The organism is Pantoea stewartii subsp. stewartii (genome assembly GCF_008801695.1).
Taxonomy (GTDB): domain Bacteria; phylum Pseudomonadota; class Gammaproteobacteria; order Enterobacterales; family Enterobacteriaceae; genus Pantoea; species Pantoea stewartii.
Genome location: NZ_VZPF01000005.1, coordinates 1 through 18,494 on the forward strand (window position 1 = coordinate 1; position 18,494 = coordinate 18,494).

22 protein-coding genes and 1 pseudogene are annotated in these 18,494 nt (G+C 50.0%); 1 reads left to right on the top strand and 22 read right to left on the bottom strand.

Annotated elements, in window-relative coordinates; genetic code table 11:
* Positions 1 to 174: pseudogene (locus F7Q90_RS02080) on the bottom strand (IS630 family transposase); the annotation flags it as partial.
* 215 nt (positions 175 to 389) lie between these two features.
* On the opposite strand from F7Q90_RS02080, the gene F7Q90_RS02085 reads away from it, so the two are divergent.
* On the top strand, positions 390 to 1,073 hold the full coding sequence (locus tag F7Q90_RS02085) for a hypothetical protein (RefSeq protein WP_044242142.1): 684 nt from the start codon (positions 390 to 392) through the stop codon (positions 1,071 to 1,073).
* 4 nt (positions 1,074 to 1,077) lie between these two features.
* On the opposite strand, the gene F7Q90_RS02090 is transcribed toward F7Q90_RS02085, so the two are convergent.
* The 21 genes from F7Q90_RS02090 to F7Q90_RS02190 form a co-directional block, all read right to left on the bottom strand.
* On the bottom strand, positions 1,078 to 1,425 hold the full coding sequence (locus F7Q90_RS02090) for a hypothetical protein (RefSeq protein WP_006119732.1): 348 nt from the start codon (positions 1,423 to 1,425) through the stop codon (positions 1,078 to 1,080).
* Positions 1,426 to 1,427: 2 nt separating this feature from the next.
* Positions 1,428 to 2,144, bottom strand: coding sequence for a phage baseplate protein (locus tag F7Q90_RS02095; protein WP_044242143.1), 717 nt, complete (start codon positions 2,142 to 2,144; stop codon positions 1,428 to 1,430).
* A complete protein-coding gene (locus F7Q90_RS02100) occupies positions 2,141 to 3,145 on the bottom strand; it encodes a hypothetical protein (RefSeq protein ID WP_006119734.1) in 1,005 nt (334 codons plus the stop codon). The genes F7Q90_RS02095 and F7Q90_RS02100 overlap by 4 nt, the downstream gene beginning before the upstream one ends.
* The gene (locus tag F7Q90_RS02105; protein ID WP_006119735.1) at positions 3,145 to 3,408 is read right to left on the bottom strand and encodes a hypothetical protein; all 264 of its coding nucleotides are present in this window, start codon (positions 3,406 to 3,408) and stop codon (positions 3,145 to 3,147) included. Before F7Q90_RS02105 ends, F7Q90_RS02100 begins: the two co-directional genes overlap by 1 nt.
* On the bottom strand, positions 3,405 to 4,067 hold the full coding sequence (locus F7Q90_RS02110) for a hypothetical protein (protein ID WP_044242144.1): 663 nt from the start codon (positions 4,065 to 4,067) through the stop codon (positions 3,405 to 3,407). The genes F7Q90_RS02105 and F7Q90_RS02110 overlap by 4 nt, the downstream gene beginning before the upstream one ends.
* Positions 4,068 to 5,921, bottom strand: a complete 1,854-nt coding sequence (locus tag F7Q90_RS02115) for a lytic transglycosylase domain-containing protein (protein WP_006119737.1) — start codon at positions 5,919 to 5,921, stop codon at positions 4,068 to 4,070.
* Between the two features lie 64 nt (positions 5,922 to 5,985).
* Positions 5,986 to 6,603 carry a hypothetical protein gene (locus tag F7Q90_RS02120; protein WP_006119739.1) on the bottom strand — a complete coding sequence of 206 codons (618 nt, stop codon included), beginning with the start codon at positions 6,601 to 6,603 and terminating at the stop codon, positions 5,986 to 5,988.
* Positions 6,603 to 7,031, bottom strand: a complete 429-nt coding sequence (locus tag F7Q90_RS02125) for a hypothetical protein (protein ID WP_044242145.1) — start codon at positions 7,029 to 7,031, stop codon at positions 6,603 to 6,605. The genes F7Q90_RS02120 and F7Q90_RS02125 overlap by 1 nt, the downstream gene beginning before the upstream one ends.
* Before the next feature lie 25 nt (positions 7,032 to 7,056).
* Positions 7,057 to 8,385: a hypothetical protein gene (locus tag F7Q90_RS02130; protein WP_006119743.1), complete on the bottom strand. Its 1,329-nt coding sequence runs from the start codon at positions 8,383 to 8,385 to the stop codon at positions 7,057 to 7,059.
* Entirely contained in the window at positions 8,385 to 9,332 is a 948-nt protein-coding gene (locus F7Q90_RS02135; RefSeq protein WP_006119747.1) for a hypothetical protein, read from the bottom strand. Before F7Q90_RS02135 ends, F7Q90_RS02130 begins: the two co-directional genes overlap by 1 nt.
* Positions 9,319 to 9,747, bottom strand: a complete 429-nt coding sequence (locus F7Q90_RS02140) for a hypothetical protein (RefSeq protein ID WP_006119748.1) — start codon at positions 9,745 to 9,747, stop codon at positions 9,319 to 9,321. Before F7Q90_RS02140 ends, F7Q90_RS02135 begins: the two co-directional genes overlap by 14 nt.
* A complete protein-coding gene (locus F7Q90_RS02145; RefSeq protein WP_006119750.1) occupies positions 9,744 to 10,184 on the bottom strand; it encodes a hypothetical protein in 441 nt (146 codons plus the stop codon). Before F7Q90_RS02145 ends, F7Q90_RS02140 begins: the two co-directional genes overlap by 4 nt.
* The gene (locus F7Q90_RS02150; RefSeq protein ID WP_006119752.1) at positions 10,184 to 10,654 is read right to left on the bottom strand and encodes a hypothetical protein; all 471 of its coding nucleotides are present in this window, start codon (positions 10,652 to 10,654) and stop codon (positions 10,184 to 10,186) included. Before F7Q90_RS02150 ends, F7Q90_RS02145 begins: the two co-directional genes overlap by 1 nt.
* A gap of 65 nt (positions 10,655 to 10,719) precedes the next feature.
* Positions 10,720 to 11,748: a major capsid family protein gene (locus tag F7Q90_RS02155; protein ID WP_006119754.1), complete on the bottom strand. Its 1,029-nt coding sequence runs from the start codon at positions 11,746 to 11,748 to the stop codon at positions 10,720 to 10,722.
* Between the two features lie 10 nt (positions 11,749 to 11,758).
* Positions 11,759 to 12,376, bottom strand: coding sequence for a hypothetical protein (locus tag F7Q90_RS02160; protein ID WP_006119756.1), 618 nt, complete (start codon positions 12,374 to 12,376; stop codon positions 11,759 to 11,761).
* Complete coding sequence (locus F7Q90_RS02165) at positions 12,369 to 13,649, bottom strand: NUDIX hydrolase (RefSeq protein WP_044242147.1); 1,281 nt, start codon at positions 13,647 to 13,649, stop codon at positions 12,369 to 12,371. Before F7Q90_RS02165 ends, F7Q90_RS02160 begins: the two co-directional genes overlap by 8 nt.
* Positions 13,630 to 14,466, bottom strand: a complete 837-nt coding sequence (locus tag F7Q90_RS02170) for a hypothetical protein (RefSeq protein ID WP_006119758.1) — start codon at positions 14,464 to 14,466, stop codon at positions 13,630 to 13,632. The genes F7Q90_RS02165 and F7Q90_RS02170 overlap by 20 nt, the downstream gene beginning before the upstream one ends.
* Positions 14,420 to 15,850: an anti-CBASS protein Acb1 family protein gene (locus tag F7Q90_RS02175; protein ID WP_006119759.1), complete on the bottom strand. Its 1,431-nt coding sequence runs from the start codon at positions 15,848 to 15,850 to the stop codon at positions 14,420 to 14,422. Before F7Q90_RS02175 ends, F7Q90_RS02170 begins: the two co-directional genes overlap by 47 nt.
* 15 nt (positions 15,851 to 15,865) lie before the next feature.
* Positions 15,866 to 17,191: a terminase large subunit domain-containing protein gene (locus F7Q90_RS02180; protein ID WP_085980092.1), complete on the bottom strand. Its 1,326-nt coding sequence runs from the start codon at positions 17,189 to 17,191 to the stop codon at positions 15,866 to 15,868.
* A gap of 9 nt (positions 17,192 to 17,200) precedes the next feature.
* On the bottom strand, positions 17,201 to 18,229 hold the full coding sequence (locus F7Q90_RS02185) for a terminase small subunit (protein ID WP_044242150.1): 1,029 nt from the start codon (positions 18,227 to 18,229) through the stop codon (positions 17,201 to 17,203).
* Positions 18,229 to 18,486 carry a hypothetical protein gene (locus tag F7Q90_RS02190; RefSeq protein WP_006119763.1) on the bottom strand — a complete coding sequence of 86 codons (258 nt, stop codon included), beginning with the start codon at positions 18,484 to 18,486 and terminating at the stop codon, positions 18,229 to 18,231. The genes F7Q90_RS02185 and F7Q90_RS02190 overlap by 1 nt, the downstream gene beginning before the upstream one ends.
* Between the last annotated feature and the right edge of the window lie 8 nt (positions 18,487 to 18,494).

Genomic DNA, 18,494 nt, shown 5'->3' on the forward strand with positions numbered 1-18,494 from the left:
ACCAATCGATGAGCGGGCACAGCAGAGTGTTCTGGCAACATGACTGACGGTGTCACCACGATGCAGCATCAGCATGGCGGTGAGCCGCCGGGCGTGGTTTTTGTCCTTTGTTTTATGGATAGTTTTCTGCATCAGGCGTCGTTCGGTTCTGGGTATTGGTGCTATGATCGACATTGCTCAGTCCGGCTGGTGATTTGGGATATTCAGCGATTGATCAGATCGCATAAACCGGACTGAGTTCCCTCTAAGTGATCTACTATTCCGAGCAGTTATTTAGCGCTGACACGAGAGATTAAGCTAGCTAAAATGGTTTTGGGTGGCGTGGGCTGTGCTCCCGCCTCGGTCATGATTATGGGTAGATCGGACATATTCTCCCCTAAGGATAATTTATGAGAAATATTTTGATAGTTTTTCTACTCGCGCTCTCAGTAGCAGGATGCGCAAAAAAAGAAAATGTTCTATTACCCACTGGGTTTTATAGCGGAGGGCAAAAATTTGCATACTGCAAAAACCCTCAATTGTTTGATGCAACATTCATCAAATTCGTCAATGAAAACTACACCTCATCACTGAATACAACAGTTGAATCCATAGCTGAAATAAATGCAGAAAACAGCAATGGATACTCCGTACAAACACCATTGAAGTGCAATGGCGTTTTCAGCATGAAAGATGGTAGTTATTATAAGTTCAATGTTAAAGTTTCAATCCCAAAGCAAAACTCACCTCGCATTGATAGTTTGACGATGAATGAAGATAAAGAAAGAGAAATTACTGAGCATGAGAGCTTTGCCAATTCTTTTAATTCACCATCAATTCAATACTGCGAAGATTTGATGAGAAAAGTTAGGGAGTCCTACGGAAAAGCCCCACGTTGTATTCCGGTAATACAAAAAGGGATGAATGTAACTGAAAGTTCTGGCGTCGTTGGCCTCAGTGACGAATTAACAGGTAAAAACATATATTACTATATGAACATATTGCCGGGTCAACTCAATGGTGATTATTCATATAGCGAAAGAGAATTAAGCACCCTCATTACCATGATAAAATTCCAAGGGAAAGGGGTTTAAGGATTCAAACCGCTATTTCCTTTTGATAACTAACGCCGTTACGGAAAACCACGTCAATGTTGTACGTCGGGTTTTCCGCTCCATCGACTTTCGTAATCGCCAGCGAGGAAAAATACCCCGCGAATTGCTGTTGCGTCATGTTAACGTAGTAATCAGGGTAAATCTGCTGAACGATGGACTGCTGTGCCGGTATGCCATACTGCGCATAAAAAGGCGACTCACCAAGCCCGAGTTTTAACGTCTGGATTAGCGTCGTCAGCCATACGTACGACGAATCACCATTTTCGTCCGTCTCAACAACAACCCACATTTTGTTGCCGCTTGCATCAGTGACGCGCCCCCAGGTTCTCATGGTTACCCCTCTTTTGGTTTTTCAGACTGAACTGTACTGCCACCGCTCTGAACATTTTTAACATCATGAGGATGGTTCATCAGACTGATACCGCCTGCCACCACATCATTCGTGACGTCCATCGGGCCGATAAATTTGGCGGAAGTATCAGACATTTCGCCAGCATCCTGGACAATAGTGCCATTAAGATGAATGACTCCCCCGCCCAGATAAATATTTTTCGCGTTCAGATAAATGGCATCAGCTTTTTCTGTGATTTTCCCGGGTTCAATTGTGATGCTGCTTGCGCCATCCTCAGTTTTCAATATGGCGCCATCGGGCCCATAGAGTACAATTTTATTCGCATCCTCTTCCGACCATCCGGCGTTCGAGAGTGGAACGAAGAACAGTGGTACCAGCGACATCGAAAACGCCCTGCTCGCAATCCCGGTACCGAGTCCCGACACCCCGCGTAGAGACACATCGGCAGCGACCGTTACGCCCCTGTCACCAACCTGAATGGGATAGCGGATATAAGGAAAAGTAGCGATTGGGATCGTCACCTGCGGGTACTGTGTGCCGTCAGGGAACATATCGAACTGGACCGTGACAATCTGCCCTTTCACACCAACTACATGGCAAGGCAGCGACCGCCCTTTGACCTCTTCTCGGTCTTCGTTTTGTGCCTGAATCGTTGAGGACAATGCTTTTACGAAGGGATATTTTTGTGAGTCACTCATGTTGAATTTTTCGCCAGCGCGACGGCCTCATAGATGGTGTTCCATGCGTTATTGCTGTCAGGGTTTAAAAAATCTCCGACATGTCGCACGGAAGTGATCATGAATTTCCCGGTGAAATTCACCTGATTTCTGAGCATGGAAAAGGAACGTTCGGTGTTCACCGAAAGCAATGCGCTCGGCCCGGAAATAATGTCCTGTGGTAGGTTGACGACATCACCGCAGCGCAGATCGCCCCGAATTGGGCACTTGAAAGATACGCTGACCAGACCAATCCAGGTCGGCTGACCCACCAGTTCCTGCGGCAGTATCGCGATCCCATCTCCCGCCGCCGTCGTATTATCGAAAATGCGGATGACCTTGTTCTGCATCAGCATTTGCACTCCTGTGTAATCGTCGGTGTTGATGATGGAGAAAGACTGGCTACGGATGGCTGTTGCCAGTTGCCCGAGGCGGCTGTATACCCCAACCCCATCCTCTGCCAAGGTCAATTTGTCGCTGATAGCGATCTCGATGGCGAACTCAGGATATGCCGTCGTCAGCGCTCGCTGGAGTACAGCAGAAAGTGTTTCTCCTTTTTTACCATCGAGCGTAATGCTTCTTTCCTGCCCCGCGTCGTTCAGTAAAGGGCTTGGGTTGACGATCATGTTCAACGTCTGGTGTGTACCGACCCAGTTGGCATATTTATTGTAGATCTGCCCACTGATAATCATCCCCTGCTGATCTGGATTTGCCAGTGGCAGACCTTTAGAGAAGCCGGCAAAGACATTAACCTGGCAGCCACTGAGCTGCACGCTCTGACTGAGCATCGTGATTGGCAAACCAGAAATTACAATCAGCGTGCCGCTGTTCACAACGTCATAGCCGGTGATGAGTGCGTCGAATTCGATTTGTAACCCTCGCCCCGGCGTATCGGAGGTATCAAACGGACCAATTGGATTGCCGGCGCTATCCAGCGGTGTATTTCCGTCTTTATCCGTGATTTCTACTCGGTAGTAACGCATCAGGTAGCCTCGAACTGTTGGCTGCTGGCCCGAAAGACCAGCGCACCGGGTGAGCAAGGCAACGCCAGATTGATGTCAAAATCATCGGGCGATGCAACCATTGGCACATAACAGATCCCCCGGCCCTGACCGTCTGTCAGATTTACGTAGTAGCGGTTGGCATAGAGGTTATAAGGCACCTTTCCAAATACCTTTATGCCGCCGACCGTTGCCTGAAAGGTGAACGGTGACTGACCGTTTGGCTTGAAAGGAATTGTCATCATAAGCCGAACTCCTGTACCAACGTTTGTTTGACTCCTGACCATGACAGACCGCCCGGAGAAGGCATACCCGACTCAAATTTATCCATCAGGTTGCCCAGAGCAGCGTCCAACTGTGAGATAGTCAGTAGCGGTTGTTCAAACTCAAACTGCCAAGTGTGCTGAACCTGCTTATTTTGTTCAGAGAATCCCGATGTATCGATCAGTGCACGTAGCAGACAGCCAGTATAAATGAATGCTGGAGTAAGAACGGTATAGCTACCTCCGCTCTGGTTATGCATATCAAGAGCCAGCTTTAGCGCGGTGAAAGTCATGCTTTTCGTTGCATACCCCCCACCAGTAGTGAAAGCTGGGCGAATCATTTGCATAATCACCCGGTTAGGTTTGTTAACTACTGCGTTCGCGGCAGTCACTAGATTATAGAAATTGAGGTTTCCAATATCTTGCTGTACCAGCGTCGTACCGGCCATAGGAGTAAAAGCCCCTGTTTGGGTTTTACCAATATCACCATGCAACAACCCATCAGCTACACTTAATCCCTCAGTCAGTACAGCTATCGGTATAACGCCACCGGGAATATCAGCAGCGATGCCATCCACAAGTAGAATCGGAGAAATTTCAAAGGCCAGTTTGAACGCCTGACCAAAATAGTTCAGAGACATTTAGATCCTCGGAGCCAAAGTTATCCCTTTCACCTGAGCTGAAATATCGGAGCCAGGCTTCTGGTCAACCTGAAGAGTGATGGTGGCACGGTCATTTTTCCCGCCGCTGGATAGAACAGTATTTGCTGCTTCCAGTTGACGCATAATGCCCGGGTGTTGATCCGTAGCACCCTGTACTTGAGGTAGGATTTTTAACAGGTAATCGACGGTTTCTTTTTTTAGGCTAAGGTTACCGTCCTTATCGATACGCCCACCGTTATAGCTGGTGAGCATCTTCGCAACATCACCTTTGTACCGCTTATTCAGATCATTCAGATAACGGCCAGCAGCTACCGTTGACTTGTTCGGGTCATAGACATCATCCCCTTCTAGGCCATAGGCTTTTGCGGTACCAGGCATGAACTGGAATAGACCTGCGGCACCACTGGATTTGTTAAGTGCTAACGGATTCCATGAAGATTCTTTCTGAGCGATGGCAGACATCAAGCCATTTGGAAGATTCGCAGTTTTATTTGCTGCCTCCACGAATGTCTGTACGTTTGCCTTCATCGCATCAGGCATCTGGTATTTCGTATAAACATCGTCCTGCTTGAAATATTCACCGGTATATTGGTTTGTAAGCGGGTTAGCACCCGGAAGATTTCCACCGAGATATTTATTACCAAACGCCACAAAAGCAGGATTAGCTCCGTCAGCCCCAACACCAGCCCCATTAAGATTCACATCAGGAACGTTACCCGCGATCCACTTAATGGCTTGTCCAAGTGCCGAAATTATGGTTTTCACACAATCAGCAAACGTCTCAAGGTCAGTCTGAAAATCATCACTACCGAGCCAATTTCCAAGCTTTTGCAAACCACTAGCCAGTGTATCGAACAGCGCTTTGCCGTTTTTCCCATTAAGAAACTTATCAATGCTGCTGGTAAGGTTGTCGGAAATAAGTCCAATCGGGCCGCTGAGTTTTGCCAGTGCCTTAAGAAATGAATTCCCTATCCGGTCAGCGTTGTAGGCAAATTTTGCTGATAGATCCTGATAACTCTGCTGGGTGCCTCCCCCCATATTCTGATCAAGCTGATTCGCCTGGGCCTGATACTGTTTACTCAGTTCAGGTAGCCGGTCACTGTTCGCCAGTAACTGGTTGGCGGTCGCAACATCAACGATGCCACCAAGGCTGCGGCTATTGAGCACGGTCTGAGATACACCAGTCCCCTTGTACTGCTTAAGTAAACCAGCTACGCGCTCCATCAATACCGGCAAGTTCGCAGCAGCGCCATTCTGAGGATTTATCCCCAGGCTCATCAATCCTGCATATTGCGGGTTGGTCGGATCATTTTGCGCCGCTGCCAATGCCTGCATAATTGTGCTGGTGCCGGAAAATCGCGAACCATAGACGTTTTGCGCGGCCTGCATCTGACCGGTACTGACACCAAGCCCCTGAGACGATTTGTACTGCTCAGTAGCTCTATGAGCCATATAGCCGTATCCAAACGGCCCGGCCACACTGATAGCGGCAAGTTTCGCGCCCCAGGAGATTGTGGTGGTAAAGAGTCCTTTCAGCGTATTGGTGGTAGCACCGAGGGTTTTATTTATGAGGGTGAACGTTTTGAGCGTGCCCTGAGCCTCTTTGTTGAGGTTCTTTAAAAACTTGTCAAAGCTGGTATCACCGGTTGGTTTCTTACCAGCTTCCGGCACGTTATCAGGTGGCCGTTTTGCTGGTGGTGGTGCCGATGGGACTGGCAATCCGCCAGGACCGATACCCAACGCATTCTTAAATTTATCGGCGATCTCGTTTAGCTGCTGGATTTTTTCATCACTGAAATCCAGCGTGAGAACCGGTAGCTGGTTTCCCGCCATCAGAAAAGCCCTCTCGGCTGCTTGAATTTCAGCAGCTCACGCAACTGAGCCGCTGTTTTCAGTTCTATTCCGGTATTTGTCCAGATTTCAGGGAATCCTGTTCCTGCGCAGTGGTCGAGGATGTCGCTGATAACGTGCTCCCCGTCACGCCAGAACTGGCGACAGGCGTCGATGTCTGCAACGAAGCAATCCAGTCCGTAAGACTCAATGACGTAATTGCACTGCCCCACACACCAGCGACCTGCTCCATCACCGCTTTCGCCTGTGGAGGCTTGTTTATCGACGAGACGCATGTAAAAAAAACTAACTCACCGATCGCTTCATCAAGATCGATAACATCCCGCTCGATAGCAACATCAAGAGGCACGGTATCCCATCCTTTCCCCTCTACGGGATAGACCAGATTAGAAAGACGAATAATCTCTGTGACCAGCGTATTTTTAACTCCCTCGGCGTTATCCCATACGCCCAGGTCCTTACAGATTTTCTCCAGCATAAGATACGCAACACGAGGACCAGCCACCACGCCAAGCCCTTCAGAAAAAATAGCTGCGAAGGTTTTGCTAAGAATGTAAAAATGCTGGCGATAGACCTCTTTGGAGATCGGTACAGAATGAACGTAACCCGCCCCCATTTCTGTCTCAACAGGCAATACAAAATTCATATTTCGCGCAATTTTCATCAGATATCCCACATTTCTGAGTTGATGTAATAAGTGCCAGTGATGGTGATGGCCACACCCGGCTCGCCACCGGCGAAAGACATATCCTGGACGTTTGTGATCGCTGTATTCATCACCTCAAAATCACCGAATGTGCTGCTGTCTGAGTAGACTTTCGCATCACCGATCGCTGTATTGGCCTCCCATTGGGTTTTGTACTGCGCCCCCAGTGCCTGGCTACGCAGCAGGTGAACCTTTGCCTGCATAATCATGTAAGGTTGCGGCGACTGTACTGCCCCGGTCATTGCCGGCAGGAAATCAGTCATATTCCCCTGAAATACAAGTTCAACGCCTTCTTTCGCCAGATAAGACGCTGAAACGTTCAGTTCCGAGTGGTCAGTAAATTTAATGCTGGCGCGGACACGGTTAAGTACGCCAACGGGGATCATTGGATTTGGCACGGTTCAACTCCTTTTAAGAAAGCTGCATGGTCACGTTAATGTTGAAAATAATTGCGGTAAAACCACGCATTGGCGTATAGGTTGCAGAAAGTCCTGCATAACGACCGATACCGTAATCGTTCGGGTTATTTTTGACGTAGGTTTTAAATGGAACCGCATTAACCGGTGTTTGCCCGTTCACCAAACCGTATGCGACGCCGGTATTGAAAACACCCTGAGCACGCTGCTGAAGTCGGTCAATGCCGTCCTGGTTGTAATAAAGCGGGTTTATCGGGTTGTTGCTGCCGTTGATCACTTCATTAGCCAGCGCCATATCGACGTTGATCTGCACCCAGTCCACGCTATACCAGTACGTCATATCGTTACCGTCGCTGGTAACCCCTTTAACCAGAATGGTGTTGGAGATCCCTCCTTCCGCGCCGGTATCGACGTAGTTGATATTTTGCTCAACCATCGTAGTGAGAATGCTGTTTTTGGCCTGATTCGCGTTGACCGCCTGCAAATAGCGGAAGGCCATCGGAGGAACTTTATTTATTTCAGAAGGCGAGGCAGAAACAAAATTCCACATTGCGGCCGCTGCTGCGTTCGTAGTTGGATAAGTGTCGTCTGCCATTGCGACAATCGACTTAATGCTGCTGTACGGCGTGACGTAATTTGTATCGTCTGGGGTGTCTTCCAGAACGAAGAAATACTGCTTTGCGTCATTCGCGGTATACAGTTTCGCCAGCGTGATAAAGTCAGCATCACCTTTCCACGTCTCCGGCACCAGATACGCATAGAAACGCTTCAGAGGTTCCTGCATATATGCCTTCAGCGCATCGACCTCATCCCCCGTAACATCGTTTTGATAACCGAGTTCCAGCAAATAAGTACCAACAGAACTACCCTGAGCGAAGAAAGCTTCGACCGCGGTAACCAGCAGCTCACTACTGGCCAACGAAAACTGCCCAACCGTGGTGGGTGAACCATCAAGTGTTGAACCGCTATCTGTCCAGGTCAGCATCCCTGTCAGGGTAAGCGTTGCTGTATAGGTTCCATTCCACACTGATGGAGAGCAGCCAGAAATAGTAATTTCAATTTCGCTGCCCGGCACACGGTCGATAGTTACTCCCTGCGGAAGCGTCAATGTGAAATCAGAGCCATATGAAGAATTTTCTGCCGATAAAGTACCGATTGGGGTTTTAACAAGATCAGTAATATCTGAATCCTGAGTGAGCAGCACCGGTTTTCCTGGCTCCTGCAATGTGGCGCCAAAGGATAAAATGGCCGACATCTGCTGAAGATTTGACGGCGTAGCGCCAATCGTCTGCGAGACGTTAACGGTGACGATGTTGTATCCCATTATTTAACCTCGTAATTAAAAATGACTTCTTTGATAAGTTGCTGCGAAATGTCCCGCGTAGTGCCCTGGTAATAGTTCACTTCGAAGTCGATGGTTTTTTTCTTCGCCAGCGCGTTAATTTCGACCTGATTAGCCTTTGCATCCTGAACAATTGGCATATTCGTGATCCCGAATTGCTCATCCCAGAGCGCCTTTTCCACGACATAATCCAGAAAATTAAGCGCCTGTTCGTTGTTGAATCCGTAGAGCGTTACCCGCACCTGGTCCTGCGAAAACTGATAGCGTTGGCCGTCTAAAGTTTTCTGCGCAACCTGAAGCGCTACGGTTCGCGATACATCGACAGCGATGTATGGAGGTCGTAGATTTGATGGCACGAGAAATGAGGGGTATACCGTTGCAAACTGCTTGAACGACAACCAGACAGGAATGCTGTTAGAAAGCACCAGGTCAGTACTTATATCATCAGGGTCATCTATTATCTGCGACCGCATCGTTGGCAGGATCGCCGTTCCCCGGTAATGAAAAATGCCAGCCTGGGTATAACGACTCTCCATCCGTGAAAATGCGAACTGCGTACCATCGTATTCACCGAGATATACAGAGTTCGGATCCTGGATATTGAAATCGTCTATTTTCTCAATTGGCGTGAAAATAATACTGTTTACGTCGCGGGACGTTGTATCGTTCTGCTCAGTAACAACCTGCCTGTGCAGGCTCCCTTTTATCGTGCAGGTTAATGGGCTATCAGTAAGCCCTAACCGGGCCAATTCATCCGGGTTTACGATTGCAGCGTTGACCCAGTAAACAAAACCATCAAGCGGTAAAACCTGTTTCACATAAAGAGTGAAATTAATTTCCTGACCTGACGATATTGTTTCGACTGCTGACTGCAATACACCTGATAACTGGCTCCCGGTCTGCTCGGCTAATTCGTCAAGACTCGGCATCGTCACCTATCCATGCAACAAAAGATGATTTGAATAGACCGCCATCAATGAAGGACGGGCGACGCGGCCCCTTCTCCTGCTTCAGGCGCGAGTTTTTACCTTCCAGCGCGGCCTGTGTCGGCACACCATCTACAGCTAACCCTGCCATTTCCTCGCGTTCGAGAAAAATGTTGAACTGCTGCATAGTTTCCCCGAGCAATTCTCCCTGAGTTAACGGCGCACCATGCTGGATGTGATTGATAAGCGAATAAGCAACAGCTTCGCCCACCTCGGCGCAAATCTCGTCAGAGTGCGTTTCAAAAAAATGGGTGAAGAGTTGGTACCTGTCCTGAAGTTCTTCAGCGACTTCAAACGTGGTAGCCGACGTGTCGCCGTAGTCATACGGCATATCAATGACACCCAGACAGACTTTCACGGCGTGTACCCCCAAAGCGGACCCATTTCCATCAGTACCGCAATAACCTGACGACCATACGGATCCTGCATCATCATCAGGTCGGCCAGTGTCAGATTATTGAGCGCATCGCTGATAGCCATTGAACCCGATGTTCCCTGATCGGCAGCGGAATTAACCAGCCCGTACACTGGCGTATTCAGACCCAGCTTTTTTCGCTGTTCAATGAAGAAATCACCGGGGCCATAACGCAGCAAAAGCGAGCCACCAGCGTTATAAACGGTGTTCGTGTAGATAATGGGCAGGCACTCCAGCCCCAGATTTTTCGGGATAAGCTCAAGTGCCGAGCAGTAACAGCATTTCAGCGTGGGATCATCATCGGAAATAGCTGTTTCAGGTACGCCCATCACGCCACGAACGAATGCGAGGTATCCCTCAAACGTCGGGCGAATGGTCATTATTTTTGTACCTTTACCGTTTTATTCAGTTTCGGTGGGTTATCCTGTTCAACGTTGACGGCCTCACCGGTTATTTCAACGACAACTTCACCCGGTTTAGGCGTTTCGCCACTCTGCATGACAGCTTTATCAACAGCATTACTCATCGACACGGCGTTAGCCTCAAGAATAGCCTGAGACATATCGTCGAGATTTTCGGTTTTTTGCTCCGCATTCTCTTCGATACGCCCAACGGTCAGCGGCTTATCAATGGAATAGCAGATGCCAGAAAATGTTTTGTCCACTTTGTCGCAGCGCTGGAAACCATACGGCTCATGCTGTTTGATGATGTGGTGAATAACGTCAGACTGGTTATCGATCATGTGCTGGCCGCCAGCGGGGATCGTCACACCAAAGGACTGTGATTTTTCCGGCAGTTTGTAGTTGAACGTATGAGCCTGACGGGAGCAGTTAGCGATAAAAAGTTTCATGAATTTTCCTCAAAAAAATGGGGAGTGTTATCTCCCCAAATCCACCAGTTAAAACAACGAGGGTATTACGCGTATTTCGCAGAAAGCAGCGTCACGCCTTCAGAACGGAAGTTCCAGCCAGGCGTTGAGCGCATGGTGTACAGCGTGGTAATGCCTCCATCCGGCATCGGTGACGGGATTTCAGTCGGCGCAGCAACGTCGCAGAACATCACGTTCACAGCCTTCTGGTTCGGCATCAGAGTCGCGAAAATGTTGGTGTTGAGTTCCTGACGTGCCTCAGGCACAACCAGTTCCGGGTTGGTCACGATAATAAGATCGGTACCTCCGGCACCTTTACCAATCAGCGTGTCGTCCTGACAGAAGATCACATCATCACCGCTGGCACCGTTGGCAATATTTTTAATCATGGTACCGACAGTTTCAGTACCGCCACCCGGGCGTTGATAGCTGGTCAGTTCAACAACACCAGTCCATTCCAGCGCCTTCATGAACCGCTGAGGGCACAGAACAACGGTGGTCAGCGCCTGCCCCAGCAACATCATGCGGGTTTTCTGATCGGCAATCAGACCGAGGACAAACTTCGCCATTTCACCGGAGTCCCAGGTGGTGTACGAATCGTTGCCCTGGCTATCGCTGCCGAGGTTTACCGTGGTCGCATTTGGTGAGTTGGCGATCCCTTCGTTGTTGGATGCCTTCACACCATAAATGAGCATGTTGCGAAGCTGCTGCGCGTGACCCTGACGGTTAGCAAGTTGCAGACCGCTGTTAAGTGAATAACCCCAACGGCTTGCCGCATCAGTATCGAGATAGCTGTACTGAGAACGGGTCGAAATGCGGTAAGTCATCATCTGGTCATAGCTCGGAACGATGCTCGCAGACGGTAACTGGCCCGGCAGTGACTGGCCGACATGAGCCTGAGTCGTTGCACGAAGATATTTCTGGTACACAACCAGATCGCTTGAACCGATACGAGCAGAAGGTGCGCCGCCCGGGAGGATTTCAAATGCGCCGGAAGCCATGCTGTACTGCATGACAATATCCGGCTGCATCATGGAAGGCGATACCGTGGTAATCGCTGGTGCGAATGCGCTCATTAATAACTCCTTAAATCAAGAACAGGCCACAAGGCTTGCCGTTTTCCCAGACCACGTTGCCGCTGGTTTCTTTTTTCACTGTCAGGTTGCTCTGCTGGGAAACCATCAACAGGCTGATGTTCACTTTTGGGTTAGAGGAAGAACCACTGGAATACACATCCACGCAGTTTTCCGTCATATCCCAGACAAAACCATCAGCCCCGACTGGATCATCACCGGTGGCAAGCGCCGCGACTGCTGCGCTGATCGGCAATGGAATACGCGCACCTGAACCGACGCGATAGTAGTGAACCGAACCACCAGCCAGATAAAGCGGTACCGGGTTACTGGCAGTCGTGATGCCGTGGTACGCCTGGTTGAACACGGTAAAAGCATTGCAGACCGAAGCTGTTGCTTTTTTGATGGTTGAGCCGCTTACGTTTTCCGCGACAGTGGAAACGCACTCAACCACACCAATACCGCCCCATACGGGCGCATCGAGGTTTTTATCCAGAGTACCGGAGCAAAGTTGCAGGCGGATCGCAGGGTCGTCCTGCGCGTCACCCTGAGTCAGGCCACGCGATTCGACGTTAAAGCTGCCGGCAAATGAACCCTGTGTTTTGAACGGGTCGAAATTAATATCAGCCATGGTTGTTCATGCTCCCTGGAGTGTTGATTTTGACGAGGCGACGCCCCGGAGTTTTGAATGCTGCTAACCAGACGTTGGGATCGCCCTGGTATTCAGTAATGCGACGACCTGCTTCATCCATGCGAACACGCTGGTGTAACTGGCCCAGAGTGTTGTTCATTTCATTCTCGATGGATTTCCGCGCTTCGCCGTAAATAGCCTCTTCGAGAACAGAAAGGGTCGCAGAATCCGCAATTGCGCGAATGTTCACGTCTTTATGCTTTTCCGAGTGTTTTTGCATTCCCATCAGTACGCGCTTGCGGTAATCCAGCGCTTTTTCCCCGGAAAATGGAGTAGGTGCCTGTTTGCCACACGCAACGTAAGCGGAGTCAGCTTTAACCCTGGCCTCAGTCATGTCAGAGTCAGATTTGGCTTTTTCCTCCTCCTCAGCTTTGGCCTTTTCTTCATCAGCCTTGGCCTGATCAGCTTTTCGCTGCTCTTCTTCGGCTTCATCCGCTTTGGCTTTTTCCTCTGCCTTTTTCTGCTCTTCCTGATCGGCTTTTTCCTTTGCCTCTTTCTTTTCCGCTTCTTCCGCATCAGCGCGGGCTTTAATGCCGGATTCCAGCGAATCCATGCGTGCAGAGATCGTTTCAAATCCCTTATTCACGCCGCCTAATGCATCGCCAACTACTTTCGCGACGATGCTTTCGAGCATTTTCTCGTCCATATCAATGTCACCTTTGTTAGAAACCTCGACCCCTGTGGGGATCTTGTCTTTGTCCCACACTCCCAAAGAGCCGTGGTCCTCTGTTACCAGAGCGATGTGATCGAGCAGGAAAGGCACGCCTTCGATAAGGAAGTTCGTGTCACCATCCATTACTTCCACATTGCCTGATGCGTTGTTAAATACGACTGAAGGACTGGTCGAAACAGTTTCCTTCACGATCTGTTCAACGATGTCCCGTATGTAGATGCGACAAACCGCCCAGACTTCATCCCCTCGGATGTATGGCAACATCACCGAGCCGACGATTCGCTCGGTAAAATCCTGCTCCGTCAGGACAGCTTTATCAGGGTGATTAGTGATAACGGGCAACCCGTTACAGCGTTGAAGAAATGCATCGTTAAGGTAGAGATTCGGGTCGCGCCATACGTGTTCTTTCAGCCCTGTCCGGTACGCCAGCCCGGTTCCAGTAATGCGCAGGTTGACCAGCCACATGTTCGAAAACTTCATCGGAGAAGGCGCTGTGCCGTCCCGTATTCGCTGTGCTAATTCAAGCTCGGTTAAATTCACGTTTTCCTTTCTCCGTTAAAAACTCGACAGGTAATTTCTGCGGGGCATAAATCGGAAACACCTGACAACTGCAAAATGGCTCTTCGCCGGCAGCGGTAATTTCGTCGTAATAACCGTATTCGGGCTTAATCAATCCCTGCTGTACCGCCCAGGAGTCGCGGATCAGGTAAATAAGCGTGTCGCGGTGCTTGTGATCGACGCGATAGTCGTAGCCAGGCCGACGCCAGTTGGAATGCCAGCGAAACGCGATAGCGCCACCCTGAACGGAAAGCAGGTATTTCACGTTGCTCGCGAGTTTATGCCCCTGGTCGATTGCCACCCGGCGACTGATGAAATCCAGATCGGTGACTGATTTCCGAATAGTCGATTTCTGCGCGTTTTTATCAATCTCGCTCACGCCGTCCGGAGGGATAGACGTTACCCACCCCTGAAAACGCTGCACAGTACGTTCAATAGCCTGCTCACGGTTCAGTTTGATAAGGTTGGCGCTGGCAAAGATTCGCCGATCAAGCTCCTTACGGAGTTCTGGCTTAATCTTGTCGAGGGTGATTTGTTTGGGTCCGTCTGGAGGCTGGTCCCGTAAAGCGCCACCGTGAACAACGAGGCGGCTGTAAATAGAGGTGAGGTGCTTACGTGTTACATCATCGCTGGGTGATTCCCGACTGGCTGCCACCCGTAGTTTCTGACACCAGGAAAGCAATGATTTCTGGCTATCCCATCCGTTATCAACGTAATAATTAATCGCATCGGTCAGCACTTCGTAGAGGGTTTTAGGTTTCCTCTTCAGTTTCGTACGGCTGGTTCGTTTGTCCGCCATTATTCGGATCCTGCGGTGGTGGTGGCTGGTATTTCGAAAGGGCTTCTTTGTCGATGATCATTGGCGAATCACCGTAGGTTTCGGTGGCGTTGGTCACGCTGGCCAACCACTCTGCCGCCATCGCCCTGTTTTCGGGATCAAGCTGTTGCGCCATGATTGAGAACAATGCACCGGCTTGCTGTACAACCTTGCTGTCGCTCTCCCTGCGCTTATCCGGCGACTCTTCCACCAGCTCCTGCCAGCCCGCATCAAACTCACGCTCCCACATCCTGAAAGTTGTCTGATAATCCTCGGTGATAATGTCCGGATAATCGTTCTTCAAAGAGGTGTAGAAATCCTCATTCCAGGCGATGTAACGCACCAAGCGTTCGAAGTAGTCCATAACCGGCTCGATAACCTGACGAACACCATCGACATACTGGCTGATGGCTTTGGAATCCTCTTTCCCCTCCCCGAACCCATTGGAAAATGCTTCCTCTTTGATAAGGATTGCGGGAACATCACTACCAGCCGAAATGTCGCTGATAATGTTGTCGCGGGCTGTAGAGAGCGCTTTATCGATGTTCTGAAGGTTCAACGATTCGATATCGTCTTTCGTGCCAATACTGAGCACCCCTTCATTTTCCGAGATTTTGACGTTTTCCCTTTTCTTACCTGTGGCTGCCGCCATGATGCCGCTGGCTACCGAGCCGTTCTGTTCGGTTTTGGCGACAAGCACGCCCGCTTTTTTAGCCACAAGGTTGTTTGCCACCATCGTTCCGATATAAGACTTCATCGGGTACAGAACACGCTGAAACACGCTGCGGCCAGTAAAGCCGAACGTTGAGTTCTGGTATTCGAGGTAAATCGGTGTGCCGTTGAATATTTTCAGCGTGCGCGATGGATGCCAGCTTTTTGACGCTATTTTCAGCGTTGCATTCGCCTGCTGAAAGAATCGACTATTCGGGTTCTGGTCGGTGACCATGCTGCCGGCAGCATTAAGCGGATCCCAGACGTTGATATAAACGTCTTCTTCTCTCAGCCCAAAAGTCGGTAGCGGGTCTTTGCACGTCACGCCATCCGTCCCCACACCGATCGCGGCAGCACCATAACAACGGGACACGTAAAAAAGATTCTTTATCTTCTCATTGAGCCCCATACGCTCCCACACTTCACGAAACTGGCGAACAACACGTTCATCCGGGTCCGTTTCGACGTTATAGGAGCGCGGTTTGCACATCGCCATGTTGATCGGCTTTTCCACCAGCTTCCCGCCGAGGGGATGGAACTGCCAGAGCAGCTTGCAGGTGTTATAGCCAACATCGGTACCTGGCTTGATAGCGTCGCTATCGAGTATCTGCATTAGCTCAGAGCTAAGGTTGGTATTGATCTGAATTTCTGCCATTACAGAAGTCCCTGTTTACAGTGCCTCGTAGTTCCCGAACGCGATGATCAGGCCGTACGTGTAGCAGTCGAAAAGGTCATCAGCGCGTTTATGCGCTTTCGGGTCGGCCAGGTGGAAACCGGCAATCTGGCGCCAGAGGTGGTTAGCGGTCTTTTTCTTAAACTCGACCGTTTTATCGAAAGCAGGTTTGGCGATCTTTGCTTTTTCCTGCCAGTGATGACCGGACGCCAAAACTGCCCTTTCGTCTTTCCCCTTAGAGGTCAATACCGATTTTATGGGCTTCATATCCCATTCTTCGGTTTCGGCTTTCTGGTTGAGGATGGCACCCATTGCAGCGTCTTCCATGAAAACGCCCTGGCTCCCATGACGGGGGCGGCAAATCTTCGCCAGCCGTTCGAGGTTGTTGTAAACACCCGGCATATATTCCGGGAGTAACGACGCTTTAATCTGCGTCACATCCCAGTCAATGATGGTCAGCCGCGGTTCTGAGTAGGTTTCTTCATAAGCGAAGTAAACGAACCCGGTGCCGTCGTTTTCGGTACCGCCTTTCAGTGCGGTATCAGCCACCGCGAAGATCATGTCGCAGGTAGTTGGCATATCGACGGGCAGGCCATCCACCAGCAGTTTATTCACGTCCAGCAACGCTTCTTTCGACCAGTCGATAAACTTGGCCAGAAATTCCTGCTGCCATACACGGGGGTCTGTAGTTCGCTCTATCTCCGCCAGCTCATCTGCCGGAAGGTGAGGGTTTGATGAAGACGGTGCATGATGCTCATGGAAGCCGTGAGCCGGGTCGTTACAGATGGCGTAGAAAAAGTTCTGATCGTTAATACCGTCAGGTGTGGAAAATACCCAGGCGCGGCCACGATAATCCACCAGCGTTGGCTTGATAGCGCGGGGCCAGATTTCTTCCAGCATTTCCGGTGATTTGGTAAACGCAGCTTCATCGATCAGGACGCAATGATATTTACGGCCACGGCCTGCCAGTTTGTTATCGTCAGTAACCCAGAAATCTATCTTGCCGCCATTCTTCAACAGAATTCGCTTCTCACTGCGAGACTGCGTTTTGATCAGCGGCTTAAGGTATTCGACTAACTCGTCAAAGATTTCCTGATATTGACGATATTGCGCGGTAAAAATCCCCACGCGACCGGCTATAGATCTCTTGGTACCAGGTATTACAAATTTATTGGTGACATAGCTTATCGCTATATCAACCAGCATTACTGTTTTGCCCCACCGTCGGCCACAACGAATCGCGTTGTATCTGTGCTCAGATCCTGCCGTCCAGACGCGTAGTTGCTCGGAATGCAATTCCGGTAAGAATATTTCCGCCACGATACACCCTGCTTATTCAGCGCCTGGCGGCTTCAGCGAATTGTGAATAATGATCTGCTCGTTACCGTTCGCTCCATTACGGAGGTTTTCGATTTCGGCTTTGATTTTTTCATTGCTCAGGCGGACACGTTCGATTTCGAGTAACCGAAGTTCTCTATCCTGTTCGCTGGAGGCCAGATTGTGGAAAGCTGCAAGGTTTTTCAGTGCAGCGTCCTGGTCACGCGTCATGACCTCGATGCCGAATTTAGTTTTCTTCACCCCGGCGATAAGACGACGAGCCGGGCCTACTAAATCCCGCGTATCAGCAAGGAAAACATCTTCGATGCCCTCACCTGCGCATTTAGGACAATCAGGGTTGGGGTCGTCGTTAGCCACAAAACCAAATCCACCTGACTGATCCGGCGGCGGCTTGCTGTCATTCGCTGCTTTGGCGGCGGCCTTGTCATACTCGGTTTCATCAATCCACTGATAACGGTTATCGAATCCCCAGCAGTAACGGCAGCACACACGGCGCATCTGAGAAATCTCGCCGGGATCGGCAATCGCTATTTCATGCCAGTGCCTGAGAATATCCTGGGCGTTTAATATGGCCTGCTCGGTTAACTGCTCAATGCCCTGGTTAATGGCTCTCGCCACCGCTGGCTTGCGATACAGCATTCGGGCGTTTCTGTCGCCTCCGGTATAACCTGCCTTCCGGTATGCCTCGTACTTATTGCGGCACTCCAGATAGTAGGAAACGAACAGTTTTTCTTTATCCGATAGATCTGCGCAAAAAGGGGATCTTTCGGGATCAGGTTTTGCGCAGTTTTTTACTGCCCTCCCTTTTCCCATTCCCTGCTCTGGAGCAGCTTTATCAGGATTCTGCGCAACTACCTGTGCAGTTTTTTTTTGCGCATTATTCTGCGCAGACTTTTTTATGTAGCGGCGGGCTGTGTCGTAAACCAATCCCTGCTGTTCACACCAGTCTTTCAGCTTTATACCCGTACTGGCGTGAGCGGCAGCAAACTGAGATTGCAGCGCCTTCCAGTCGGGTTTGCTCATCAATCACTGTCCTTACTGCGCGAAAGTCTCATCAGCTCGTTATAGGCGTATACGTCACCGTTACGGGCGCGTTTGTATAACGCCCCTCGCAATTCGGCCTCGCCTTTAGCCGTCCCGATACGGATGGCCTCGCGAAATAGCGCTAACCTCTCCCTGTCCTGCCTCAGTTCGTCCATATCAATATCGAGCACGTCTGCAATCTGCTGTTCCGTCAGACGACGGGCGGCCAACGCCTCTACTTTTTCACGAACGAACATAAGCACCT